The sequence below is a fragment of the Streptococcus sp. A23 genome (assembly GCF_043674155.1).
Taxonomy (GTDB): domain Bacteria; phylum Bacillota; class Bacilli; order Lactobacillales; family Streptococcaceae; genus Streptococcus; species Streptococcus suis_V.
Genome location: NZ_JBIMJP010000001.1, coordinates 260,162 through 282,954, shown reverse-complemented (window position 1 = coordinate 282,954; position 22,793 = coordinate 260,162). Strand labels below are relative to the sequence as shown.

The following is a 22,793-nucleotide window of genomic DNA, read 5'->3' as shown; positions in this document are numbered from 1 at the left end:
AATATGGTATAATTTTAGCAATCATTTTCAAAGGAGATAAGCATGGCTGTCTATTTCGGTACTTACACCAAACGTGAATCAAAAGGTATTTATAAGGCACAATTTAATAGCGAAACTGGGCAACTCAGTAACTTAGAATTGGTTGCTGAAGAGCCAAACCCAACCTATCTTGCTTTTGATAAGGCTGGTCGACTATACTCAGTCGGGGCTGAAAATGAGCACGGGGGAATCGCAGCTTTCGATACAGATTTCAGCTTGCTAAACCATGTGGTTAGCGAGGGTGCTCCCCATTGCTATGTTGCTGTTGATGAAGAAAGAAATCTAGTTTATGGTTCAAACTTTCATAAAGGTCAATTGCTTGTTTACAAACGTTTAGAGGATGGCTCCTTAGAACTGGCTGATGTAGCTCAACATGAAGGATCTGGACCACATGAAAACCAAGCGTCTGCCCATGTCCACTTTTCCGATTTAACACCTGATAAGTTCTTGGTGACCTGTGATTTAGGTGCTGACCAAGTTGTGACCTACAAGGTTTCAGACCAAGGAAAAGTAGAAAAATTGGCAACCTATCAGGCCGCTGCTGGAAGTGGCCCACGTCATATCGTTTTCCATCCAGTTGCGAAAATTGCCTATCTCATCTGCGAACTTAATTCAACTATTGAAGTTCTTATTTACGATGGCTGGGGAGAGTTCGAGCACCTACAAACTATCTCTACACTTCCACAAGACCATACAGGTTTCAACGGCACAGCTGCTATTCGTATCACCAAAGATGGAAAATTTGTCTACGGTTCTAACCGTGGTAACGACTCAATCGCCGTCTACAAAACACTTGGCGATGCCAGTCTTGAATTGGTCCAAATCGTGTCAACCCATGGCAAGACACCCCGTGACTTTACCCTAAGCCCAGACGAGAAACACCTAATCGCTGTCCACCAAGATTCTGATAATGCGACTGTTTTTTCAAGAGATACAGAAACAGGTCGACTGACGGAACTTTCTCATGATTTTTACCTACCAGAAGCTGTATGTGTCACATTTTTTGAAGACTAATTATTTGTGAAATCGCTCTACTTTTGGTTTAATATTTGTATAGGAGGTGAATTACATGAATCCAGTAGATCTTTTCAACCAAGTTAAAGACTTAATCGCAAACAAAGACTTTGACGGAGCTAAACAATTTATCGAAGAAAACAAAGACAACTTCGGCGAATACTTGGAGCAAGCAAAAGGCTTGTTGTCAGGTTCTGAAGGCGTAAGCGGTCTTTTGGACAAGGTTAAAGGCTTGTTCTAATACATGTAAAAACTAGGATGAGAATGTTCAGTCTAGTTTTTTGTTATTATTTCAAGAATAATAAGTAGAAAAACCTTCGCTTTTCTAGCTCAGGTATAAAACAGTCTCCCAGACATTGAAAAACAAGTCCGAAGTTTTTCGGACTTGTTCTTACTATATCCCTCGTTATTCTAACTCGGGGATAAATTAGTACACTGTACTACGAAAAACAAGTCTGGAAATTTCCAGACTTGTCCTTATTATGACCCTCGCTATGCTAGCTCGGGGATAAAACAGTCTACAAAACATTGAAAAAACAAGTCCGAAGTTTTTCGGACTTGTTCTTACTATATCCCTCGTTATTCTAACTCGGGGATAAATTAGTACACTGTACTACGAAAAACAAGTCTGGAAATTTCCAGACTTGTCCTTATTATGACCCTCGCTATGCTAGCTCGGGGATAAAACAGTCTCCCAGACTGTTTTATTTTTTCAAGTTATCTGGCAATGTTTCAGTACCTATAAACAGGGCTAGTTTTGATTAGAATTTACCTCGATTTTGTCAAAATTTCAAACACTTGGACAAGCAGGGGAAACATAAAGGGTAACTAAAAAGGGAATTAAAAAAGATGAGTTCAGTAAGCAAGAATCAGCGTATCAATTCGATACGCTTTTTTGATTGCTGACGAATGTATTATACAATTCATTGAGTATATTTGTCATCCTTTATAGCCCCGTCACGATAACAATTAGCAAACTCTTCCAAGGCTTTATTCTTAGCCAAGTAGTAAGTAGATGACTTAATACCAAGTTGTTGCGCCTGCTCTGCTGATCGTATCTTTTCGGGTGATATATAACTCATGATAAGTATGGCCCGCTGTCTTGGTCTAGCTATTGCATTGACTGCCTTTATAATCTCATTCACTTCTTCAGGGGCTTCACGTTGCCAATCGTGTCTTCTGTCTTTGTAATCCTCTGGATCAAATTCTAATGACGGTATCAGCCAATTGTCAAAGCTTTCTGTCGGTTCATGAAATAGATTTGAAACCCTGCACCACCTATGAAACTCCTCCAGTTTTCTCTTTGCTAGCTGTTTTAAATCCATTTACACCAACCCTCCGTCATGTCCAACCCCAATGATCTGCAAAGGCTGCTTTTATAGTCTATCATCGAAAATAAAATCATGCTCAGTTAAACAAAAACTTTTTATCGTTTCCCAAACCTCTGCTTCGTTGGAAACTCTAAAAACACTCATTTTTTCTCCGTTAGGCTTTCGCTTAGTAATCTTTATAAATCCGTCTGTGTCATAATTGATAAACACAAACCAATCGTCATTGTGCATATATTGATTTTTAAGTTTTAGCGCTTTCTTTTTCAATTCGCTTACCATCATTCCTCCGCTATTCTTAACTCAAGTTCTTCAACGATTTCAAGCACGTTATCCACCTCGTGCGACTTCATAGCCATATTCAGAATGGTCTGCGCCGCCTGTTGTCGTGCGTAAGGGCTGACCGTTTCATCGTTCATAATTTCTTCTAAAACTTCTACAGCTCGTATACTGGCGTTCTGTAGCTTGCCTGTAGCTTGCTGCATGATGTCTGTGCGGTATTGTCTGTAAGCTCGTTTGAATGTAATATCTTTCAGATACTTCTGCCCTGTGGTTCTAGCAATTCCAGCAAGTTTGCTTGCCTCGGTGACCGTCGGGGCAGTCATCAAGGCGAGCATAAACTTCTCTTGCTTAGGCGTTAATTTCTCGCTATTCATTAAAATTCACTTTCTTCTGTTCAAGTTCGTATTTTATAGCTGTTTCAACTGCGTAATATCGTTTTCTATACTCTTCATCGTTTTGTAGTTTCAAATCGTGACGTTTTTCAAGAAATTGTAAATGACGGTAAGCATCATAATCATCACGCCCTGGTGACCAACGGTCTGTGGTTGTATCGTCAAAACGCTCTTTCAGATATTTGAAACGGATTGTAACGTCGTAATCTGGACTTATTCTATAAATACGGTCGTCAAATTCTTCAAACTCCATCTTTTTCACGGATTCAGGTTTGAAAAACGCCGGCTTATCTGCTTTTTTCACCGTCGGGATCTCGCTAATTAGTTTGCTAATTTTTTGAATATGATTGTCTAGTGCTGTAACATGTTGGTTACTTGATAGGAAAAGGTCTAAATCCTCGAACGTGTAACCATCGTCCGAATTATTAGGGAAATAGACAACGTCCAGCCCTGCAGTTTTAGTTTGGAATAGAATTGAATAATCCTGCTGCCATTCTTTATAAAACGGATCTTCTAGCCATTGGCCGTCACGTTTTAATTGCTGATTCTCAAGCAATGATGCAATTTTATAATCATCAGGATAAGCGACTTGAATTCTTTTAAGTTCATAGTTCGAAAAATTCCGTTGTTCATCGCTTAACAATTCAATAATGTCCTCGCGATCCATGATTGAAAATTCCAAGTCAAAATCTTGTCTGCGTAAAATTTCTGCTTGTGGGTCTTTGTATGTATTGCGGGTATTTTTAAATTGCTTTTCAATGACTTCCATCTGGTGACGTGCTTCCGTCATCTTTTTATTTTTGTAATCATCGTAGGCTTCTTCAGTTTCTTTTTTTAGTTTTTTCCTGAATGTTTCAATAACTTCTGGGCGAACATCATAGGCTACTTTTTTGCGCCACTCAATCACACCATCCAAGTATTTTTTAAAAATTGCTTTATATTCATTTGTCTTTGCATAATTTAATTGTAATGTCATTTGTTAATTCTCCTCTTTTAAAATTGTTTTGATTTGTTTTCTAAATTCTTCATTTTCAGCGAATGTGCGGAATTTAATATCATACGGCAATTCCTCAAGTTGTTTCTCAATATCTGGGTAACATATCATCTGGCGAATCACTGCTAGCCATTCGGCAATGATTTCTTCCAGGTTGTATTTTTTATTGGCTATTGCTAACTCAATATTTTTTAGTCTTTTTAGAATTTGCTGCTTACTCACTATTACACCTCCTTTCGTCAAACAAAATGGGGCACACTAAACAAAACAATAACTGTCATGTAGTGCGCCCCAGGGTTGTTCCCAATAGACTATTTTTTGATTTCTTTCTTTTCAAGACGTGTAAACTTGCCATCTAGAAAATGTAGAGTTATCTCCCCAAAGTCTGGGGTTTTCTCTTTCACTATTATACCATGTTTATTATATAAAATAAAGCCTTTGAGTACTGTTTGAAGTAGTTCAATCTCTTCTCTCATGCTGCCCACCCCCTCTAATTTGTTTGTTTTTGATTATCTTTGTATAATACAGTAATTGTATGCAACAAACTGCCACCTAGGGTGATGATTACGTTTGCTTTCACGTCAACCACTTCTACAGTTGCCATAAAGTCATTTACTCGGTTTTCAAAATCGTGTAAACTTTCTTCGTAAGATTTTCTAAATAGTTCAATTTTCATGTTTTTTCCTCACTTTAAGATAAATTATGTAAACTTTTGGAATGTAGTAGTTCTTTTAAAAAAAGAATAACTACACTGTCAAACCCTTGCTCCGTAAGGGTTTAGCCACTTTGTAGTGAATGTAGTCGTTCTTTTCAAAAAAAGTTTTATTTTTTATATATAGCTCTTTTTTTACTTTCCTATATACATACTTAAAAAACAACGACTACAACGGCTACAAACAACACTTAAACCCTTGATATGATTGAATAAATTGTGTAGTCGTTCTCCAAAAAAACAACGACTACACAACGACTACAACGACTACAAAATCTACTCATCTTTTTCAACCAACCGTAGGGGGTATTCGGTGTACTCTGCAATGGTCAGCGGGTAGGGAAAAACTTCAGCTTCTTTTTTCTTCAATCTACCTTGTCTGAGTGAATACTTACCGCCTGTGTGTACCCTCAAGATTCTAACAAGGTCTTTCCCGAAACTGTACGGAATATGTGCCGATAGATCATTCTCAGCTAAAAAAGTCCGATATTCTTCTTTTATCCACTTCAACGGCACACGCTCAATCAAATGTAATTCCCGTTCGGTATAGTCGTCCGTTACAAATGCGTATAAGTAGTCATTTTCTTTCTTGTAGCTGTCAATCTCTTTGGCCACTGCTTCGGGTTCAATAAACTTGTCAAACGCTGGCATGTTCAAGATTTTAAATAGTACCCATTCCAATAGCTCCTGGTCTTTAAAAAACACATTCTTAATTTCTGGGCGTTCTTTCTGGCCATTAAAATCAGCCTTAAAGGGTACAATACAAAGCCGTCTATACCAGCCTTGTGACTTGTTCCGAACTCTTGGCAACTCGTTAGCAGAAAACAAACAGAATAGTTTTAAGCTCAGTTCAAACGGTTGTTGATGTTTTGGGTTAATCGTGACGGTGTCGCCTGTGACTATACTCATCAAATCAGAAACTTCATCGATGTATCTGTTAGAAATATCATCACCGATATTACAAACTTTACCCGATAGACTGGCTAGGTTGTGCCCCTCGAATTGGTCGGGGCGTAAGGTTGCCACCTTGTCCGCTCCTATCAGGTTCATCAGTAGGCTCTGAAATGTGCCCTTACCGTTGTTACCGTCACCTAATAGAATTGCAAGTTTTCCCCGTGTCCTATTTGGGTTAATAGCCTCATTCATGATCTGCCACAATAAAGCATATATTTCACTATCACCGCATGCGATGATGTCTAGCCATCGCTCAAAGTCAAACCAGCTATCTAGTATTGGTTTTCTTGCTGCTCCATTGTATGCCGTTCTAATCTTGCTTGTGATAACAAAATCAGGGCTAAATGGTTCTAATTGCTTTGTCTTGAGATTAAACACCCCGTTCGCTACTGGTATGCGTGTGTGGTCGCTGAAAGGTTTATAAATTCGGGTAGTTGTCCGAATGAATGCCCGAATGTCTGCCCATGCTCTAGGTTTTAACCTGCTATCAAACTTTGCACATAGTTTGTTGAATAAGTCCGCGCTATCGGTATAAATTCCCTTGTCGTAGTGATACAAGTATAGCGGTGACTTGTCCGAACTGTCACCCGTGGAGATGAAAGCAAAGTGACAAACCTGTCTCAAATACTTAGCTACCGTACTAACTTCTGGAATTGGAATTACTATTTTTTCATTCTTCTTGCCCTCGTTGACTGTGTACTGGTGTTCTTCTCTCCAGATTGCGCCAAGTTCGTATAATGTGTTATAAAGTTCCTTCATGCTTGTAGGCTCTGAAACAGTGCTGACCTGCTCCATCTCTGCCTGTAATTGTTCTAGTTCGATACTCCTAGCCCTCTCTTTCTTATTTCTGTTTTTACAATGCTTTCAAACGTTGCTTCTAGTTCGTCAACTGGCAATGGATCAGCCGTTACGCTGTTGGCGATCTGTGTAAGCTCCCACGCTGTCGGTATGTCACAATTGACCCATTTACCAACCAATAAGCCCACAAATCGGGTAACTGCTACATTCCTACCGCCCTCATCTCCAAAGCCATCAAAAAGCGTGTCTATAACCCTCATAGTGATTGAACGGTGTCCGCTAGGTCGTGGGGTGTAAGTAGTAGTTACAGCCCTTTTTGTCGGCTGTTTATCCAATACCGCTTGAATAGGGTAATCGCTCCCCCTATGGATAATTTTCTGATACTTCTCAGGGTCGCCTGTCGTGACGGGTAAGCCCTGCAACTGTGACCATGTAAGACTAGCAAGGTCAAATGGTAGTCCGATTTTGTCCGCTATCTCTTGCACTGTTGCCCTGTAGGTCGTTTCTTTCATCTTGTGACTAGGCTTCACTACAAGCCTATAACGGGGCTTTTTAGCCGTGTGTTTGATTGTCGGGTAAATGATATAGGAGTAGTCAGAAAGTGCCTCAGAAACGATTTTAGGTAGGTTTACGCTTGCTTCTAGCTCGTCATAGTCCAAGAAAACTAAATCGCGATAGACAAGGCTTGAATTATTCCGCCTGTGAGTGCCTTTTTTATCTGCTGTCACTTTGCCACTGATACAGTAGGGGGCTTGTGTGCGTTTGAATTGCTCAATGTCCGCCCCTTCTGGTACTTTCATAGGTCTAAACTGTGCTATGTACTCAAATGGCTCTAGCCCGTCAAACGGATAGACTAGATTGTTCTGAAAGCCTCTAGCCTCGTAAATCATGTCATCGCTCTCTTTCTAATTGCTCTACCCGTTCTTCTAGTGCCTCAATGCGCTCTTGCAGTTCTGCGACTAAGTTTTCAAGCTCTCCGGTGTAAAATTCGCTCATTTTGTTACCTCCATTATTTGAATTTGTTATAATATTCAACGCTGTAAACTATTGATTTTATTGAGTTTCTTCGGATAATTTCAAAATTTGTTACCCTTTTTACTCACTCAACGGCCAAAAAGTTGTATATGTCACTCGCTCGATAAAATATTTTTTTGCTATTCTCAAATGGTGACTGATAACGCTGCAAGCCCATATGCTCCCAATTTCTCAGCGTAGTTCCAGAAACATTTAACTTATCAGCTACTTCGTCCGCTGGTATCAAGTCAAAATGTTCCAGTTTTTGCTTCTCCAGCTCCAGACGTTTGTCCAGATGCCAGTCCACCTTCTCCAATAACTCCAGTTCTGCCTCTCGTGATAGTATATTAACCATCTCTGTACTTCCTCCAGTCTTGCAAGTCTGCGGTCAGTAGCGCATGTATACGCTTGTGCTCTTGGTCGTATTGGCGTTGGAGTGGTAGCACTCCAGCAAGTCGTTCCACTTCATTCTGGGGGATATAGTAGCCCCCTAGCTTGTTATCTCGTCCACCACATACGGGAATACCATGATCAATGACAAGCTGGCGAATATACTCCCGAATGGTTCGGATGTCCAAGCCTGTCAGCTTCTCAATGTCTGAGGCGGTGATTGGCAAGTCCATGCCAAGCGGTAGGAGTTTAAAAACTTTGTTTAGATAATCTGGTAATTTGTTTTCTGTCATGCCTACACCTCTAGGCTAGCGATTTTGTGTTTGATCCAAAGTACTTTACTATCGTGTTCCATATCAAGATAACACTGCGTTTCTTCTGGCGTAGCGTGTTTGTGTAATGTTTCTGCTATTTGTTCAAGTTCTCTAAATGTCAGCATAGTTCCCCCTAGTTGTAATATCTGCCTTGTGACTGTATATAAGCCCCGTAGTTAGCATTTGTCAGCCGTCTGGTGTTATTACCCTCTGGCTTGGGTTTAGGCTCTATATCAAGCTGAAAACTGCCTAAATGATGCCATAAGTAGATGACTACGGGTAATAACATAACAATCAGGCTCAAAGTCTGTTCTGGTGTTAGATTGAGTTCTTGCATTTTTTCATCTCCTTTTTCATATGCTCAAAATCTTGCAAGATTAGTTTTAAGTACCACATAGGATTACCAACTTCAATCTTGTCTTCATATCCAGCTTTTAAAAGTACCATTCTGGTATTTTCAACTCGTGAGGCAATACCGTTCAAACTGCGTTCAATCGGTGTCAAATCGCCATTTGTAACCCGTGCCACGTCCTCATGAAAATGATTTAGCATGATGTCGGTTAGATAGTGTAATGCCCAGCCTGTTTCATGGTCTAGTTGATATACTTTGCGGATGACTGTTTCCAACTCTTCCGATACTGCATTTTTTACTGGTGAGTATTCTTTGCTAGAATTCTCAAAATGGATTATTGTTTCTCTGTTATTGTCTTTCATATTGTACTTGCCTCGTTTTTTCTGTAATTGGTTTTTACTATACGATTCATTGCTATCCAAAACGCTGGGCGGTTGCCCCTAAGTTGGCGAACATTTGGGGTAGTGTGCTATTTTTTTATCTGCCTGTTCAAATATATCTATTTGTGGTATAATTAAATAAATACCTAACTAAATCCCATACTTGCTAATTTGTGGTTTTAGTTGTTTGTTGGAAGGCTTGGAAGTTTGGTCGCTCTCAAAGCCTTTTTTTGTTGTCTTTTTTTTTAATCTTCCATCAGTTCAGCGATTCTGTAAGTTTTCGCTAGGCCTACTTTAATATCTGCCATGGTGGTCATGCTTTGCAACTCTGCAAGTCGGTTCTTGATGTAGGCCATGTCAGAATTTAGCTCGATAGCTGACTGGGTCGGTTGGTCTTGAATTAGTTCACCTTGCATGTAGTAGCCGTTTACTCGAATTTCTTTCAAGATGTTTTTGACCAATTTCTTGAATTCTTTGGCTATTGGTTTGCGTGATTGGAAAAGTACTTCATACAGTCCTTGTTCTGTTAAAAACCAAGTTTTTTGAATACCTCCAGGGGTCGGAATATTCTTCTGCTCCTTTTCGTCTTCATCCACTGATTGCAAAAATTTATTCATACTTGCTATTGAATAATCAATCATACTAGCCACATCCTTAGCTCTAAACCAAGGGGATTGAGTGTCTCCGTAAATATCCAACGGCTGTCCGTGAAAATCAGCAGTAGCAACTACCTGCATTATCTGCCCTGTTGTTTCATCAAAAATACTTACTTGCGTTGTCATATTCTGTTTTACCTCTCTGTATAGATTATTGATTTTCTTTCTGCTGTCCTTGTTGGGTTGGTGTTTGCCCTGTGCCCACTTGCCAACTGTTCGGGGGTCTGTTCCTATCCGTTTGGCAATAGTAACCAACTTCAGTCCGTGAGTGCTTCGCATTTCTTCAATGACTTTACTGTAGTTCCTTCTCATTGCCTGCTCCTTTCTTATTCCTCTGGCGTTAATAGTTCATCAATCGTCACGCCTAAATAGTTTGCGACTTTTAGCAAAGTTTCTGTTTCAGGGTTCTTGGTGCGTTCATAGTACAAGCTTGTCAAAGTCGTTTTTGAAATGCCTGTAGCCTCGTGAACGTGTGAAACTTTCTCACGGCGTTTAGCTAGCAATACACGCATATTGTTCTTCATGGTCCTTGCTCCTTTCTGTTTTGATAACCAACCTGAATAGATTGAAAGGTGTTGCGGTTGGTTTGCACCGTTATTCGGTGCTATGTTTGTATAATAGCACTTTATTTTTTCGTAGTCAACACTTTTTTTGAAAAAATATTGTACATTTTTTCGGTGTCATGTTATAATTTGCGTGAAAGGTGTTGAAATTATGAATAGATTAAAAATTTTACGCAAAGAAAAAGGCTTGTCCCAACAAGCTCTAGCGAAAGAAATTGGTGTTTCATACAGAACACTCCAAAATTGGGAAAACGGCGTCAATACTATCAAACCAGACAAAGCCCAGGCACTCGCTGACTATTTTGGTGTGTCTGTCGGGTATCTGTTGGGGTATAGTGATAACCCGCGTAGATACGATGATGAAATAGTAGCCGAAAAAGATGATGGTGAGTTGTTTATATATTCTGCGGATAGAAATCTTGATAAAATGGCCACTGAAGAATTTTTGGAGTACCTGTGGTTTTTACGTGATCATTCATTCTACCTTTCTAACAATGAAATAATATCTAGTTATAAAAACTTGCAAAAAAATAGCTTAAACCATGGGCAAAGCGGTTTTGAATTTCTAAAAAGATTCTTCAAGTCTCCATATGATCTGATAAACGAAGCTGAAAATTCCGAAGAATACTCTTACATTTTCGGTGAGGAGTACGCCCGTCCACCTTTGTTAGATGAAATAAAATGCTATATCGATGATGAAACCGCAAGCGGTAGCAAAGCAAAACATTTACTTGATGTTTTGAAGAAAGAATACGGGGAACGTAACTATTTAGACTAACCCTGTCAAACGCTCCAAAATCGCCTGTATTCGCATTTTACTCTTGACTGGTACATTTACCCTACCAAACCAAAATAAACGAAAATAGGGCTATTCTCGTAAGCCTACGCATGATAAATACTTAACTAAATCCCATACTTGCTTACTGATGTTAGAAAGGTATGATCATGAATATTACAGAATACAAAAAGAAAAACGGTACTATCGTGTACCGCTCAAGCGTTTATCTTGGAGTTGACAAGTTGACCGGCAAGAAAGCACGGACAACCGTCACGGCTAGCACTAAAAAAGGTGTAAAAATCAAAGCTAGACAAGCACAACTAGAATTTGAGAAAAACGGTCATTGTGTCAAAGAGAAACCAACCATCACTACTTATCGGGAGCTTGTGGCCCTTTGGTGGGAAAGTTACAAGAATACCATCAAGCCCAATTCTAGGCAATCCATGGAAGGTATTGTTAGACTTCATATTTTGCCTGTATTTGGCGATTACAAGCTGGATAGACTTACTACTCCTATCATCCAGCAACAAGTCAATAAGTGGGCTGACAACGCCAATAGAGGTGTCCAGGGTGCTTATGCCAATTACAGTTTTCTAAACAATATCAACCGCCGCATTCTTCAATATGGTGTGACGATGCAACTGCTGCAACATAACCCAGCCCGTGATGTTATTGTGCCACGGAAGCAGCAGAATAAAGAGCAAAAAGTCAAGTTCTTCAGCAATCAGGAATTGAAACAGTTTCTTGAGTACCTGGATAGCTTGGATCAGTCAAATTATGGCGTTTTCTTTGACTATGTTCTTTACAAGACTTTACTGGCCACTGGGTGCCGTATCGGTGAGGCTCTGTCGTTGGAATGGTCTGACATTGACTTGGATAGTGGTACAATCAGCGTAACAAAAACACTCAATCGATACCAGGAAACAAATACCCCAAAATCTAAATCAGGGCTACGGGATATTGAAATAGACAAAGCTACTGTATTACTACTCAAGCAATATAAAAAGCGTCAACAGGCCCACGCTTGGACGCTGGGGCGGTCTGTGGATGTTGTATTCACTCCATTTACTACCAAATACGCTTATGCTTGCCTACTCAGAAAAAGACTACAAAAGCATTTTAAGGCTGCTGGAGTGCCTGATATTGGTTTCCACGGCTTCCGCCATACTCACGCCACTATTATGTTATATGCTGGCTTGGAAGTGAAAGATCTCCAATATAGATTGGGGCATTCAAATATCTCCATGACCTTAAACACATACGTTCACGCCACCAAAGAGAACGCAAAAAAAGCCGTCTCAATCTTTGAGGCAGCTATCAGCAATTTATAAAAAATAAGGGTGTCACTATTAGTGACTACCCTCTTACTATACCAAAAATAAGTTAGGGGTAGTAAAAAGGGTAGTAAAATCAAAAAAGCACCTTGGGATGATGCCCCAAAGTGCCTTATATCAAGGCTTTACAGCCTATCAAAATCAAATGATTTTATTTTTTCAAGTTGTAGAATGAGTTCAAGCCTTTGTAGACTGCAACTTCACCAAGTTGATCTTCGATGCGAAGCAATTGGTTGTATTTAGCGATACGGTCTGTACGTGACAATGAACCAGTCTTGATTTGGCCAGCGTTAGTTGCAACTGCGATGTCAGCGATTGTTGAATCTTCAGTTTCACCTGAACGGTGTGATACAACGGCAGTGTAGCCAGCTTCTTTAGCCATTTCGATAGCTTCAAATGTTTCAGTAAGAGTACCGATTTGGTTAACTTTGATAAGGATTGAGTTAGCAGCACCTTCTTTGATACCACGTGCAAGGTAGTCAGTGTTTGTTACGAAGAAGTCGTCACCAACCAATTGAACGCGTTTGCCAAGACGCTCAGTAAGAGCTTTCCAGCCATCCCAGTCGTTTTCATCCATACCATCTTCGATAGTGATGATTGGGTATTTGTTAACCAATTCTTCAAGGTAGTCAATTTGCTCTGCAGATGTACGAACAGCAGCGCCTTCGCCTTCGAATTTAGTGTAGTCGTAAACTTTACGCTCTTTGTCGTAGAATTCAGATGACGCACAGTCGAAACCGATCATGATGCCGTTTTCGCCAGCTTCGTAACCAGCAGCTTCGATCGCTTCGATGATTGTTTCAACACCGTCTTCAGTTCCTTCGAACTTAGGAGCGAAACCACCTTCGTCACCAACAGCTGTTACCAAACCACGAGCTTTCAAGATTTTCTTCAAAGCGTGGAATACTTCAGCACCCCAACGAAGACCTTCTTTGAATGAAGGAGCGCCAACTGGCAAGATCATGAATTCTTGGAAAGCGATTGGAGCGTCTGAGTGAGAACCACCGTTGATGATGTTCATCATTGGGGTTGGCAATACTTTAGTGTTGAATCCGCCAAGGTAAGTGTAAAGTGGCACTTCAAGGTAGTCAGCAGCTGCACGCGCAACAGCGATAGAAACACCGAGGATTGCGTTTGCACCCAATTTACCTTTGTTAGGAGTACCGTCAAGAGCGATCATAGCGCGGTCGATAGCTTGTTGATCACGAACGTCATAACCGATGATAGCGTCAGCGATTACGTTATTTACGTTGTCAACAGCTTTTTGAGTACCAAGACCAAGGTAACGAGACTTGTCACCATCGCGAAGCTCAACTGCTTCGTGCTCACCAGTAGAAGCTCCTGAAGGAACCATACCACGTCCGAAAGCACCTGATTCAGTATAAACTTCAACTTCAAGTGTAGGGTTACCGCGTGAGTCAAGGACTTCGCGAGCGTAAACATCAGTAATAATTGACATTATATTACTCTCCTTATGAGTTTAAAATTGTTACAAAGCTATCATACCTTAAAAGCAGGGATTTTTCAAGAAAAAATAGGTTATTTTGCTGAAAGAAATGATGTAAGCGTCTTCCTTGGCGAACTTTTTCAACTATGTTATACTAATCAACATGACTGATTTACATTCTACCATTTTACAAAAAGCATCTGGCGAGACCAGACTGGACCCTGACCAACAGCGTAAATACATGGGAACCTTCCGCGAACGGGTGGTCCTCATTCTCAATTTTGAAGAGGCCAATCATCCTGACCTGGCAAAGAACTTTGCTTATATCTGCCAAAAACTCCTGTCAGAAACCAGTCCTCTCTTTCTCAAGTTGTCCCCTTCCCTGTCCGATAGCCTGCAAATCGCACTGATGAAAATTGCTCAGCAGGGTAGCATCACAGCCAGCATTATTGATGAGAAAGTTGGCGCTTCTCCTTATGCTCTCCTATTCCACACGGACCATGCTGTCGATAAGGAGGATATTGCATTCGCAGCAAACTTTCCAGAATGGATGACAAAAACAGAAAAAAAGGAAGATACAAAACCTTCCTTCTGGAAAAAATTATTTGGGTAAGCAAGGCTTGCCCTTTTTATTCCCCAAAATAACACATTCATACTCAATGATTAGGCAATCACAATATCAAGTCCTTGTGCCAGCTGCTGCAACCGGGCTACTTTTTCAATCTGATTAAAGAAAACATAAAACTTGTCTTCTGTAATTGACAGCAAGCCCGCAGCCAAGCCTTCAGCTTCAAACTTGGCATTAATCGTTACGAGCCACTGGGCAAGATTGGCGCCTGGATTGAGTCCATCCGGATCCAATTTTAGTAAAACACCTGCAGCACGTACCTGTTTGAGCTGATCGAAACCATTGATAAAATCCGTCAAGTCAACTTCTATATCACAAGGGAAAATATAGTCCTGCTTGGTTAACAGCGTGACTAAAATCAACCATAAATTGTCTTTTTCTGACTCCGTCACCTGGTCCAAAAATTGGTCAAACTCCTCAGCTGACAAATAGGATTCGAACATATTCAAAATATGATTGGGATCCGTTGCAAAAACTGCCTCTTTCAACTGTGCGAACAGGTCTCTGTCGCTATTTGACAGGATTTCAGCTATTTCAAAAATATCCTGCAATTGATTTTCTGTTAGCATGCTTCCTCCTTCTTAATTCGTAGGAAAATCCCACTGGACATAGGGAGCGACTTCTTGCACAAAATGGTAAATGTCGTTAAAGTCCGCTCCAGCCAGGGCATTCAAATTCACTTCAACTAACAAATTCCCTGTATTTCCAACAATCCTCAGCTTGTGCGACAAAAAATCCCGATAAATAGGCCGCACTATATAGCGCATCTCTCCAATTTCTTCCATTGAAAAATGCTGGCGTGGTGAGCCGATTTTTTCCTGAAAGTCCAAGCCTTCAGCTGTTAAGAGAAAGACTTCACCCTGCTGGCGCAAGACATACGCATAGATAGCCGATAGGATAGCGACCAGGAGAAAGGCAAGTCCTAGTCCGACTGCAGGTTCTGGTTTGGTCATCACACCGATGCCAATCAGCGCCGCAAGGCTAGAACTGACAAGCGGATAGACTAAAGATCGTTTGTAGGAAATCATCTTATAGGTGCACACCTTTCTCAACGAGAGCTTCCAACTCTGTCAAGCGGGCTTCAAAGACCTTGAAGGCATCGTTGAGATAGTCTTCCTTGGTCATATCCACGCCAGCTTTTGCAATGACATTGAGTGGATAATCAGAGCTACCAGCCTTGAGGTAGTTGAGGTAGTTTTCCTTGTCCTCTGGGCTACCATTGACAATCTTGTCTGCCAAAGCAGACGCTGCCGCAAAGCCAGTTGAATATTGGTAAACATAGAAATTGTAATAGAAATGTGGAATACGAGCCCACTCATACTGAATCAATGGATTTTCTTCCGCAGACAAGCCATAATACTTCTCATTGAGTTCACCATAAAGCTGGTTGAGGAAATCAGCAGTCAAGACTTGACCTTCCTGGTCAGCCTTGTAAATAGCCTGCTCAAACTCAGCAAATTGGGTTTGACGGAAGACCGTTCCACGGAAACCGTCGAGGTAGTGATTGAGAATAGCAAAGCGGGTCTTTTCGTCTTCTACTTCTGCCAAGAGCTTCTCTGTTAAGAGATTTTCGTTGGTTGTAGAGGCAATCTCAGCCAAGAAAATCGAATAGTGGCCGTATACATAAGGCTGGTTCTTGCGGGTTAACATAGAGTGCATAGAGTGACCAGTCTCGTGAATCAGGGTATACATATTATCCAAATTATCCTGCCAGTTGAGGAGCATGAAGGCGTTGGTGTCATAGGCACCACCTGAATAGGCTCCTGAACGTTTGCCTTCGTTGACATGGACATCAATCCAGCGGTTTTCAAAGGCTTCTTTGACGATAGCTGCGTACTCATCACCAAAGATGTTCAAGGTATCCGCACAGGTAGAAAGAGCTTCTTCGTAGCTTACTTTGGTCTCTGTGCTCGAAAGCGGTGTGTACATATCGTACATCTTGAGATCATCGATTCCCAAGAGTTTCTTACGCAAATTGATGTAGCGGTGCAAGAGCGGGAGGTGCTTGTTGACTGCTGACACTAATGTATCGTAAACGGACTCTGGGATAAAGTTGGCAGAAAGGGCTGCGTGGCGAGCAGAGTCGTACTTCCGCAAACGAGCTTTCAGGTTATTGACCTTAACGTTAGACTGAAGGGTCTTGGCGTAGGTATGCTGGAACTGCTCGTAGGTTTCGTAGAGTGCCTCATAGGCCTCTTGACGCACTTCACGGTTTTTGGACTCCATAAAGGAGATGTAATTGCCGTGAGAAAGGGGCACCAAGTGACCGTCCTCATCTGCGATTTCTGGGAAACGCAGGCTGGCATTATCCAAAACAGAGAAGGTTTCAGACGGAGCATCGAAAATCTCACTGGTCGCCGCAAGAACTTCTTCTACTTCCTGTGACAAGATGTGGTCCTTGGCTGCCAAGAGTTTTTCAAATTGGTGGCTGTACTGACTCAGAGCTGGCTCTTCTACCTTGAAAGCTTCCAGTTGCTCCTCAGTAATGGCCATAAATTCTGGCTCATAGAAGGCGAAAGCTTGTGAAAAGGCTGAATAAAGGGCCAAAGCCTTGGCTTGAAACTCCTGGTACTTGCCTTCTCGAGTATCCTGGTCGTTCTTCATGGACGCATAGACATAGAGCTTTTCAAGTCGGCGCATAAGACCAAGCTGGGTTTCGCTAATCTCCAAGAGGCTCTTAGCTGAGTCCAGCAAGTGACCTGCAAAGACCTTAGCTTTTTCTGTTTCTGCTTGGAGATCAGCCAACTCGGCTTCCCAAGCCTCATCTGTCGGGAAAATAGTCGCTAAATCCCACTGGTATTTTTCTTCAATCTCATAACGTTGTTTTGACATAATAAATCCTCCGTTCCTATTATTTTACCACAAAAAAGCCTCGCTTTCCATTGAAAAGTGAGGGCTTACAACCTACTCATCAGTAGTCAAGTAGGTCTTGGCATCTGCTACCACTTCTTTGACAAAGCTGTCATAAAAGGCAAGATTGGGGATACCATATTTATTTAACAAATCGTCAACGTAACTGCTTCCTTCAGCATCTTTAATATTACCTTTTTTCTCCTTGCCATCATACTGGTGGGTGAAATTTCCTTGTAAATCAATGAGGAGGGCGCCATCATTTGCAAAAGAAATAGAATAGCCACTGTCTACAAAATACTGTCCGACCTGTCCCTTAGCTGTACTTGCTTTCTCTTCGCCTTCGTATTCATCTGTCGCTACAGTATAATCACCACTTTCAACGAAATAGGTTACCTTACAACCACTTGGATAGGAAAGCATATAATATTCCCCAACGGTTGTATCGGAGACATGAACATACTCAGTTCCATCATCAAAGGTAATGCTGGTACCTCCGCTTTCCGCTATTTCCTTAGAGACTACTTTCTGACTATGTAGGGAGGTAAACTTCTGTACTTCATCCTCATTGATTGTTTGCACTTGCTGACTCGAGGCAGTGCTTGTTTGCCCTTCCTCATACCTGACAGCACAAGCTGATAAGCAAGCTATTAGCAGTAAAGAGGCAGTTACTAAGGTAAAACGACTGAATTTCATTCCACGAACCTCCTTGTAAACCTTTTTTATTATATCATTATTTACATAAATTGTCTATACATTATAGGTGGATACAAGATTTGTCTACTCTTATCTTTTGCTTTGTCGTAAAACCGATCAAATGCTTGGTAAATCGGTGTCAGGTCTTGCTTGATTTGGGCAAAGCCAATAGCAGAGCGGGGCAGACGGATTTGGGGATAGAAGTCTTCCAAGGACTGACTGAGCAAGTTTTTTCCTTGCTGATAGGCCTCCGCCTGTAAGTTCATCCACTTGGGAGTACGGTAATAGAGTTGTTTAGCAACATAGTCTAGCAAGCCCTGATCACACGAACAAGTGAAATATGACAAGGATTGCTTAGCAAATGGTGACCGAAGAACAGACAGCAAATCTCCCTGACCAAAAGGAAAGACCTTGGTCAGACAATGAACCTTGCCCCGCAAGTCTTCATGAATGAGGTAACGAAGTCTTAACTCATTCTTCTCATCATCTAACTCCCACAGATGAAAACCCATGTTCATACTAAAGGAGAGAAATTGCTTGTGCAAATTGGTCAGTCGTCCCTTGAGCCACAAATCCTTGCCAAGCAACCAAACAACCTGATAACCTGCAACATGATAGGCTATTGTTCTCGCCTGCAAACGAGTAATGGGGAGGCTAGAACATTGAACTTCCAAGGCCAGACTATTATTGAACAATAAATCAGCGACCTGGCCAATCTTTGGCAGGCATTTTTCAAGTTCAACCAGTTCGTTTTTAGCCAACCAGTTATAGAGACTGGACTTAAGTGACAGGTGCTGGGCGGACTCATTCTCGGAGAAGTAACTACAATCCCGCAGGGAAACATGGGCAAAGTGCGAACGCAGAACCTTTCCGGACTTGTATCGGACCGGTCCTCCACAACCTGGACAGGAAAAACTGCCTTGCGGCGCAGGATTTTCCAAGACATTAAAAACTTGTCCATCTTCATCAAGTGCAACTAACATAAAACCTCCTCTCTTTATTTAGTTCGCAAGTTGTGGTAAAATGATGAAAAGGAGATGGAAAATGACCAAAAAAATTGCCAAATGGGAAAAGGACGGCTTTGTCCTACAGTCCTTTCAAGCGGGCTTTGCAGAGAAATACTATGAGGACTGTTTTACCAAGCCTTCCGTTGAAATTTATCGTTTGACAGGGAGCTCGGGAACTTACACTAAAGATGACGTTATCAACTTCTACAATCGGATTGTGGCTGACCCTGATCGGTTTGATTTTATCTTGATTGCACCTGACGGAACCTTTATCGGTGAGTCGGTCATCAATGAACTAGATAGGGAGAATAACTCCGCTAACTTTCGGATTGTTATCTTTGACGAGGACTATTTGGACCGTGGTTTGGGCTCTTGGGCAGTCGAGAAAACCAGAGATTTCGCTTTTGAGCAGGTTGGCTTACATCGCTTGGAATTGGAAGTTTTTTCCTTCAACCCGCGTGCCAAGCGTGCCTATGAAAAAGCAGGTTTTCGTTTAGAAGGTATCAAGCGTGACAGCCATAAGACAGCAGACGGTTATGCCGATACCCTCATTATGTCCATTCTAGAAAAGGAATGGAAAGTACTCAAAAAACCAGCCGACTAGGGCTGGTTTTTCGGTAGCTTAATAAGTTATAACTGTTGCACTACCACCTTGTAAGTAATTACCAAGATTGGTTAGGGAAGTGATGACCACCTCTCCCTTAGGATAGCATTCTAAAAAGTTAACAGCTGCTTCAATCTTTGGTAGCATACTTCCCTTCGCAAACTGTCCTTCACTGATATACTGCTTCACTTTCTTAACTGAGATATCTTCTAACTTCTCTTGACTTGGTTGATTAAAGTTTAGATAGACATTGTCTACCCCTGTCAAGATAATTAGCTTGTCCACCTTTGTAACCTCTGCTAATTTGGCCGAAGCAAAATCCTTATCAATTACCGCTTCTACACCCACAAATTCTGACCCTTCCTGAATTACGGGTATTCCTCCACCTCCACAAGTGATAACAATCACTTCATTTTCAATTAATTCTTTCACGACTGCTTCTTCAACAATAGATAGGGGCTTTGGTGAGGGAACCACTTTTCTAAAACCTCGTCCAGCATCTTCAATATAGGTATCGCCTGTTCGAATTTCTAGTTCTTTGGCTTGACTCTCTGAAAGAAAGGGACCAACCGGTTTTGTCGGATTGACAAAAGCTGGATCGTTTTTATCAACTTGTACTTGAGTAACTAGACTTGTAACTTGCCTTGAAATCCCCTTTGCTCTTAAAGCTGCCTGTAATCTATTTTGTAACCAATAGCCGATGCTTCCCTGAGTCATTGCAACACAAGTATCGAGAGGCAAAGCTGGATTCGTATCAGAATGAGCAGCGGCCTGTTGCAATAGGAGGTTCCCAACCTGTGGACCATTGCCATGACTAATAATCAATTGACAACCTAATTCAACCAGTTGAACCAAATAGTTGGCAGTCTCCTCAAGAGCTTTTTGTTGCCCTTTTGCTGTAGAATCACTTGTTAGGATAGCATTCCCACCTAGTGCAACTAAAACTTTCTGTTTCATAAGCTTCCTTTCTCTTTTATATTTTAGGCAAATGAGCCTTTTCCTCCATAACGGTCTTCATGAAGTAAATCTGATCTTAAATATGCCACAATCTCACTCGGTATCCCCACACCTTCTTTTAGATGTTTTTCTAGGAGGAGTAGATTCAATTCCCCAGGATATAATACCTGTTCCACATTTTCGCTAGGTTGTATGGTATGAAGTTCCTCAACCATCGTATTCATTCGTTGCTCTAAAAATTCTCGACCAGCGAAACGTTCTGGATCAATGACAATAAAGATTTGGCCTAAATTTCTTGGCTCAGCAATATGCGAATACATGGAAGTCACATGCTTACCAAATGGTAATCCTAGTAGACTACCTGCTAAGATATCTACCATCATCATGAGACCGTAACCTTTTGCACCTGAGATTGGTAACAGCCCTTGTACTGCATGCGGATCTGTAGTTGGCTTACCTTGAGAATCTACAGCCCAAGTAGCCGGTATCGACTGATTCTTAGAGCGAGCATCTAAAATTTTCCCCCATGCTTGTACGGTTGTAGCCATATCAAATATTATCGGAGAGTGATTTTCTCTTGGCACTGCAAAGCCTATTGGATTGGTGCCGAAATAATTTTCTGCACCTCCAAAAGGTACTACCATCGGATCAGACTGACACATAGTGATGCCAATTAAACCTTCCCTGGCAATCTTATCCAAGTAGTAAGTCATGGTCCCACTATGACTCATTTTTGAAATACCTACTATTGCTACTCCTGTTTCCTTGGCTATTTTTACTATTGAAGGTAGAGCTTCATTAACTACATATTGACCAATTCCATTATCTCCATGAAAAATACCAGTTGACTCCCCTGTTCGTTCAAAAGAGAGTTGAGGGTGGAGGGTGACACCGCCTTTGCAAATTCTTTCAACATAGTATTCAACCCTTACCGCACCATGAGAATGAATTCCTCGAAAATCTGCATCAACAAGGTGGTTTGCAACTTCTTCTGCCTGTTCCTCTGGAAGTCCTGCCTGCTGTAATTTCTGATTAATCAGTTGCAAGAGTTCATCAAAGTCTAGTATATCTAGCTTATCTTCTACTTCTGTCATACTACACTCCTTTCTCTCTCTGTATGATTTTCTGTCCCTTCTACAATCATTGCAGAGAAGACATCTGAATTGACATTGGTAATTGTTCTCAGCATACCGACAAACCATTCAACCCCAGCAAATAGTGCTATACTCTCGACCGGCAAACCTAACTGAGGAATAATAATAGCTAAAGATACGAGCCCAGCTCCTGGAACAACTGCATTCGCCAAAGAAACAAAAGTTGCTAGTATACCCAAATAGGCTAGACTTATTAGATTAAACTCAATGCCATATAGCTGAGCAACTGTGATAGCTGTTATTGCCATATGCATAGCTGATCCATTACTATTAAGAGATACACCCATTGGTAACACTAAATCAACGATACGTTTACTAACTCCTAGTTTTTGGTGAGTATCTTCTAAAGCAATCGGTAGAGTAACAGCTGATGAAGTTGTTGCTAATGCCATTAGTGAGATCGACTTTATACCCTTGATAATACTCACGATTGTTTTTTTGCTATAAAGTGCCACAACAATAATCCAGATTAGAAGGAAGGTTGCTGTCGCAACTCCAAATACTAATAAATATTTAACAAGAGGGAGTAGGATCTCAAGTCCTAGATTTCCTACTGAAACAGCAATCATGGCAAATATTCCAATCGGTGCAAATTTCATGACCAAGCGAATAATGTCCATGATAATTTCATTGAAATCAATTAGGAGAGGTAAGAATAGATTGTCTGGCTTCCGACTAGTATAACGATTAACTGCAATTCCCATAAAGATTGCAAATATGATAACTTGAATGATGGAGCCCTGGGTCAAGGCGTTAATAAAATTTTGTGGTACAAATTCAATCAGGGTTTCAGAAATATTGATAGTTTGTTCCTGAATAGCATCAGATGTAACATTATCAACCGTCACCCCTTTACCAGGTTGAAATACAAGGGCAAATAATATCCCCCAATAAGCAGCTAAGACAGAAGAGATTCCAAAAACAGCGATAGTTTTTATACCCAAAGCAGACAGGTCTTTCTTCTCCAAGGCACCTAAGGCCTGCACTACTTGACCTGCTACCAAAAGAGGAATTGCCATCTGCATGGCACGCAAGAAAATCTTTCCAACCGTTTCAAATACAATAAGGTAGTCCTTAAAAATAAATCCAGCGATGATTCCTAAGCCAATAGCAATCATGATTTTCCTTAAGAAATGTTGATCTTTCATCTTAAGCC

Annotated in this window: 30 protein-coding genes; 6 read left to right on the top strand and 24 right to left on the bottom strand. The window is 41.1% G+C overall.

The features are described from left to right. Positions 1-42 precede the first annotated feature (42 nt). Complete coding sequence (locus ACHBIE_RS01515) at positions 43-1,053, top strand: lactonase family protein (protein WP_105122887.1); 1,011 nt, start codon at positions 43-45, stop codon at positions 1,051-1,053. A 55-nt stretch (positions 1,054-1,108) separates the two neighbouring features. Then, complete coding sequence (locus ACHBIE_RS01510; protein WP_105122886.1) at positions 1,109-1,294, top strand: hypothetical protein; 186 nt, start codon at positions 1,109-1,111, stop codon at positions 1,292-1,294. 682 nt (positions 1,295-1,976) lie between these two features. Here ACHBIE_RS01510 and ACHBIE_RS01505 read toward each other — a convergent pair. The 15 genes from ACHBIE_RS01505 to ACHBIE_RS01435 form a co-directional block, all read right to left on the bottom strand. Next, positions 1,977-2,378 carry an ArpU family phage packaging/lysis transcriptional regulator gene (locus tag ACHBIE_RS01505; protein WP_394732531.1) on the bottom strand — a complete coding sequence of 134 codons (402 nt, stop codon included), beginning with the start codon at positions 2,376-2,378 and terminating at the stop codon, positions 1,977-1,979. Positions 2,379-2,429: 51 nt separating this feature from the next. Then, complete coding sequence (locus tag ACHBIE_RS01500) at positions 2,430-2,663, bottom strand: hypothetical protein (protein ID WP_394732529.1); 234 nt, start codon at positions 2,661-2,663, stop codon at positions 2,430-2,432. Further along, positions 2,663-2,986 (bottom strand): replication protein, encoded by a 324-nt coding sequence (locus tag ACHBIE_RS01495; protein ID WP_394732528.1) that lies wholly within the window; start codon positions 2,984-2,986, stop codon positions 2,663-2,665. The genes ACHBIE_RS01500 and ACHBIE_RS01495 overlap by 1 nt, the downstream gene beginning before the upstream one ends. A gap of 43 nt (positions 2,987-3,029) precedes the next feature. After that, entirely contained in the window at positions 3,030-4,031 is a 1,002-nt protein-coding gene (locus ACHBIE_RS01490; protein WP_394732526.1) for a hypothetical protein, read from the bottom strand. Positions 4,032-4,034: 3 nt separating this feature from the next. Beyond that, a complete protein-coding gene (locus tag ACHBIE_RS01485) occupies positions 4,035-4,271 on the bottom strand; it encodes a hypothetical protein (RefSeq protein WP_172085034.1) in 237 nt (78 codons plus the stop codon). 89 nt (positions 4,272-4,360) lie between these two features. Further along, entirely contained in the window at positions 4,361-4,525 is a 165-nt protein-coding gene (locus ACHBIE_RS01480; RefSeq protein ID WP_162840654.1) for a hypothetical protein, read from the bottom strand. Between the two features lie 14 nt (positions 4,526-4,539). Further along, a complete protein-coding gene (locus tag ACHBIE_RS01475; protein ID WP_394732524.1) occupies positions 4,540-4,725 on the bottom strand; it encodes a hypothetical protein in 186 nt (61 codons plus the stop codon). 312 nt (positions 4,726-5,037) lie between these two features. Next, positions 5,038-6,474, bottom strand: a complete 1,437-nt coding sequence (locus tag ACHBIE_RS01470; protein ID WP_394732523.1) for a phage/plasmid primase, P4 family — start codon at positions 6,472-6,474, stop codon at positions 5,038-5,040. A 53-nt stretch (positions 6,475-6,527) separates the two neighbouring features. Continuing rightward, on the bottom strand, positions 6,528-7,403 hold the full coding sequence (locus ACHBIE_RS01465) for a primase alpha helix C-terminal domain-containing protein (RefSeq protein ID WP_394732522.1): 876 nt from the start codon (positions 7,401-7,403) through the stop codon (positions 6,528-6,530). Between the two features lie 209 nt (positions 7,404-7,612). Continuing rightward, complete coding sequence (locus tag ACHBIE_RS01460) at positions 7,613-7,882, bottom strand: hypothetical protein (protein WP_104929583.1); 270 nt, start codon at positions 7,880-7,882, stop codon at positions 7,613-7,615. Continuing rightward, complete coding sequence (locus tag ACHBIE_RS01455) at positions 7,875-8,210, bottom strand: hypothetical protein (protein ID WP_394732521.1); 336 nt, start codon at positions 8,208-8,210, stop codon at positions 7,875-7,877. Before ACHBIE_RS01455 ends, ACHBIE_RS01460 begins: the two co-directional genes overlap by 8 nt. 154 nt (positions 8,211-8,364) lie before the next feature. Beyond that, entirely contained in the window at positions 8,365-8,568 is a 204-nt protein-coding gene (locus tag ACHBIE_RS01450; RefSeq protein ID WP_105110608.1) for a hypothetical protein, read from the bottom strand. Continuing rightward, entirely contained in the window at positions 8,550-8,945 is a 396-nt protein-coding gene (locus ACHBIE_RS01445; RefSeq protein WP_105110609.1) for a hypothetical protein, read from the bottom strand. Before ACHBIE_RS01445 ends, ACHBIE_RS01450 begins: the two co-directional genes overlap by 19 nt. Positions 8,946-9,208: 263 nt before the next feature. After that, the gene (locus ACHBIE_RS01440) at positions 9,209-9,931 is read right to left on the bottom strand and encodes a BRO family protein (RefSeq protein WP_394732519.1); all 723 of its coding nucleotides are present in this window, start codon (positions 9,929-9,931) and stop codon (positions 9,209-9,211) included. A 14-nt stretch (positions 9,932-9,945) separates the two neighbouring features. Beyond that, positions 9,946-10,143: a helix-turn-helix transcriptional regulator gene (locus ACHBIE_RS01435; protein ID WP_105106978.1), complete on the bottom strand. Its 198-nt coding sequence runs from the start codon at positions 10,141-10,143 to the stop codon at positions 9,946-9,948. A 190-nt stretch (positions 10,144-10,333) separates the two neighbouring features. Here ACHBIE_RS01435 and ACHBIE_RS01430 point away from each other — a divergent pair, with 190 nt between their 5' ends. After that, a complete protein-coding gene (locus tag ACHBIE_RS01430; RefSeq protein ID WP_394732518.1) occupies positions 10,334-10,960 on the top strand; it encodes a helix-turn-helix domain-containing protein in 627 nt (208 codons plus the stop codon). A gap of 167 nt (positions 10,961-11,127) precedes the next feature. Further along, on the top strand, positions 11,128-12,291 hold the full coding sequence (locus ACHBIE_RS01425; protein WP_394732516.1) for a tyrosine-type recombinase/integrase: 1,164 nt from the start codon (positions 11,128-11,130) through the stop codon (positions 12,289-12,291). Between the two features lie 154 nt (positions 12,292-12,445). On the opposite strand, the gene eno is transcribed toward ACHBIE_RS01425, so the two are convergent. Further along, the gene (eno, locus tag ACHBIE_RS01420; RefSeq protein WP_099871461.1) at positions 12,446-13,753 is read right to left on the bottom strand and encodes a surface-displayed alpha-enolase; all 1,308 of its coding nucleotides are present in this window, start codon (positions 13,751-13,753) and stop codon (positions 12,446-12,448) included. Between the two features lie 151 nt (positions 13,754-13,904). On the opposite strand from eno, the gene ACHBIE_RS01415 reads away from it, so the two are divergent. Continuing rightward, entirely contained in the window at positions 13,905-14,354 is a 450-nt protein-coding gene (locus ACHBIE_RS01415; RefSeq protein ID WP_105122885.1) for a DUF1694 domain-containing protein, read from the top strand. Between the two features lie 50 nt (positions 14,355-14,404). Here ACHBIE_RS01415 and ACHBIE_RS01410 read toward each other — a convergent pair whose 3' ends face one another. From ACHBIE_RS01410 to ACHBIE_RS01390, 5 genes are all read right to left on the bottom strand, one after another. After that, on the bottom strand, positions 14,405-14,938 hold the full coding sequence (locus ACHBIE_RS01410; protein WP_172062088.1) for a DUF6630 family protein: 534 nt from the start codon (positions 14,936-14,938) through the stop codon (positions 14,405-14,407). Between the two features lie 12 nt (positions 14,939-14,950). Continuing rightward, positions 14,951-15,397, bottom strand: coding sequence for a hypothetical protein (locus ACHBIE_RS01405; protein WP_394732515.1), 447 nt, complete (start codon positions 15,395-15,397; stop codon positions 14,951-14,953). Position 15,398: 1 nt separating this feature from the next. Continuing rightward, positions 15,399-17,201, bottom strand: coding sequence for an oligoendopeptidase F (pepF, locus tag ACHBIE_RS01400; RefSeq protein ID WP_394732514.1), 1,803 nt, complete (start codon positions 17,199-17,201; stop codon positions 15,399-15,401). A 72-nt stretch (positions 17,202-17,273) separates the two neighbouring features. Then, the gene (locus ACHBIE_RS01395) at positions 17,274-17,915 is read right to left on the bottom strand and encodes a hypothetical protein (protein WP_105122881.1); all 642 of its coding nucleotides are present in this window, start codon (positions 17,913-17,915) and stop codon (positions 17,274-17,276) included. Between the two features lie 41 nt (positions 17,916-17,956). Then, positions 17,957-18,898, bottom strand: a complete 942-nt coding sequence (locus ACHBIE_RS01390) for a competence protein CoiA (protein WP_105122880.1) — start codon at positions 18,896-18,898, stop codon at positions 17,957-17,959. Positions 18,899-18,959: 61 nt separating this feature from the next. Here ACHBIE_RS01390 and ACHBIE_RS01385 point away from each other — a divergent pair, with 61 nt between their 5' ends. Then, on the top strand, positions 18,960-19,526 hold the full coding sequence (locus ACHBIE_RS01385) for a GNAT family N-acetyltransferase (protein WP_394732513.1): 567 nt from the start codon (positions 18,960-18,962) through the stop codon (positions 19,524-19,526). A gap of 18 nt (positions 19,527-19,544) precedes the next feature. On the opposite strand, the gene arcC is transcribed toward ACHBIE_RS01385, so the two are convergent. From arcC to ACHBIE_RS01370, 3 genes are read right to left on the bottom strand one after another with little or no spacing between them, the layout of a single operon-like run. Beyond that, complete coding sequence (gene arcC, locus ACHBIE_RS01380) at positions 19,545-20,483, bottom strand: carbamate kinase (protein ID WP_105122878.1); 939 nt, start codon at positions 20,481-20,483, stop codon at positions 19,545-19,547. Positions 20,484-20,506: 23 nt separating this feature from the next. Continuing rightward, positions 20,507-21,577, bottom strand: coding sequence for an ureidoglycolate dehydrogenase (gene allD, locus ACHBIE_RS01375; protein WP_105122877.1), 1,071 nt, complete (start codon positions 21,575-21,577; stop codon positions 20,507-20,509). Beyond that, positions 21,574-22,785, bottom strand: coding sequence for a dicarboxylate/amino acid:cation symporter (locus tag ACHBIE_RS01370; RefSeq protein ID WP_105122876.1), 1,212 nt, complete (start codon positions 22,783-22,785; stop codon positions 21,574-21,576). Before ACHBIE_RS01370 ends, allD begins: the two co-directional genes overlap by 4 nt. Between the last annotated feature and the right edge of the window lie 8 nt (positions 22,786-22,793).

Coding starts and splice junctions, on each gene's coding strand:
- ACHBIE_RS01465 (WP_394732522.1), bottom strand. CDS start 7,403: ATGATTTACGAGGCTAGAGGCTTTCAGAACAATCTAGTCTATCCGTTT.
- ACHBIE_RS01450 (WP_105110608.1), bottom strand. CDS start 8,568: ATGCAAGAACTCAATCTAACACCAGAACAGACTTTGAGCCTGATTGTT.
- ACHBIE_RS01390 (WP_105122880.1), bottom strand. CDS start 18,898: ATGTTAGTTGCACTTGATGAAGATGGACAAGTTTTTAATGTCTTGGAA.
- ACHBIE_RS01445 (WP_105110609.1), bottom strand. CDS start 8,945: ATGAAAGACAATAACAGAGAAACAATAATCCATTTTGAGAATTCTAGC.
- ACHBIE_RS01385 (WP_394732513.1), top strand. CDS start 18,960: ATGACCAAAAAAATTGCCAAATGGGAAAAGGACGGCTTTGTCCTACAG.
- ACHBIE_RS01410 (WP_172062088.1), bottom strand. CDS start 14,938: ATGCTAACAGAAAATCAATTGCAGGATATTTTTGAAATAGCTGAAATC.
- ACHBIE_RS01430 (WP_394732518.1), top strand. CDS start 10,334: ATGAATAGATTAAAAATTTTACGCAAAGAAAAAGGCTTGTCCCAACAA.
- ACHBIE_RS01405 (WP_394732515.1), bottom strand. CDS start 15,397: ATGATTTCCTACAAACGATCTTTAGTCTATCCGCTTGTCAGTTCTAGC.
- arcC (WP_105122878.1), bottom strand. CDS start 20,483: ATGAAACAGAAAGTTTTAGTTGCACTAGGTGGGAATGCTATCCTAACA.
- ACHBIE_RS01500 (WP_394732529.1), bottom strand. CDS start 2,663: ATGGTAAGCGAATTGAAAAAGAAAGCGCTAAAACTTAAAAATCAATAT.
- pepF (WP_394732514.1), bottom strand. CDS start 17,201: ATGTCAAAACAACGTTATGAGATTGAAGAAAAATACCAGTGGGATTTA.
- ACHBIE_RS01425 (WP_394732516.1), top strand. CDS start 11,128: ATGAATATTACAGAATACAAAAAGAAAAACGGTACTATCGTGTACCGC.
- ACHBIE_RS01475 (WP_394732524.1), bottom strand. CDS start 4,725: ATGAAAATTGAACTATTTAGAAAATCTTACGAAGAAAGTTTACACGAT.
- ACHBIE_RS01460 (WP_104929583.1), bottom strand. CDS start 7,882: ATGGTTAATATACTATCACGAGAGGCAGAACTGGAGTTATTGGAGAAG.
- ACHBIE_RS01505 (WP_394732531.1), bottom strand. CDS start 2,378: ATGGATTTAAAACAGCTAGCAAAGAGAAAACTGGAGGAGTTTCATAGG.
- ACHBIE_RS01440 (WP_394732519.1), bottom strand. CDS start 9,931: ATGAGAAGGAACTACAGTAAAGTCATTGAAGAAATGCGAAGCACTCAC.
- ACHBIE_RS01370 (WP_105122876.1), bottom strand. CDS start 22,785: ATGAAAGATCAACATTTCTTAAGGAAAATCATGATTGCTATTGGCTTA.
- eno (WP_099871461.1), bottom strand. CDS start 13,753: ATGTCAATTATTACTGATGTTTACGCTCGCGAAGTCCTTGACTCACGC.
- ACHBIE_RS01495 (WP_394732528.1), bottom strand. CDS start 2,986: ATGACTGCCCCGACGGTCACCGAGGCAAGCAAACTTGCTGGAATTGCT.
- ACHBIE_RS01470 (WP_394732523.1), bottom strand. CDS start 6,474: ATGAAGGAACTTTATAACACATTATACGAACTTGGCGCAATCTGGAGA.
- ACHBIE_RS01515 (WP_105122887.1), top strand. CDS start 43: ATGGCTGTCTATTTCGGTACTTACACCAAACGTGAATCAAAAGGTATT.
- ACHBIE_RS01455 (WP_394732521.1), bottom strand. CDS start 8,210: ATGACAGAAAACAAATTACCAGATTATCTAAACAAAGTTTTTAAACTC.
- allD (WP_105122877.1), bottom strand. CDS start 21,577: ATGACAGAAGTAGAAGATAAGCTAGATATACTAGACTTTGATGAACTC.
- ACHBIE_RS01395 (WP_105122881.1), bottom strand. CDS start 17,915: ATGAAATTCAGTCGTTTTACCTTAGTAACTGCCTCTTTACTGCTAATA.
- ACHBIE_RS01510 (WP_105122886.1), top strand. CDS start 1,109: ATGAATCCAGTAGATCTTTTCAACCAAGTTAAAGACTTAATCGCAAAC.
- ACHBIE_RS01490 (WP_394732526.1), bottom strand. CDS start 4,031: ATGACATTACAATTAAATTATGCAAAGACAAATGAATATAAAGCAATT.
- ACHBIE_RS01480 (WP_162840654.1), bottom strand. CDS start 4,525: ATGAGAGAAGAGATTGAACTACTTCAAACAGTACTCAAAGGCTTTATT.
- ACHBIE_RS01435 (WP_105106978.1), bottom strand. CDS start 10,143: ATGAAGAACAATATGCGTGTATTGCTAGCTAAACGCCGTGAGAAAGTT.
- ACHBIE_RS01415 (WP_105122885.1), top strand. CDS start 13,905: ATGACTGATTTACATTCTACCATTTTACAAAAAGCATCTGGCGAGACC.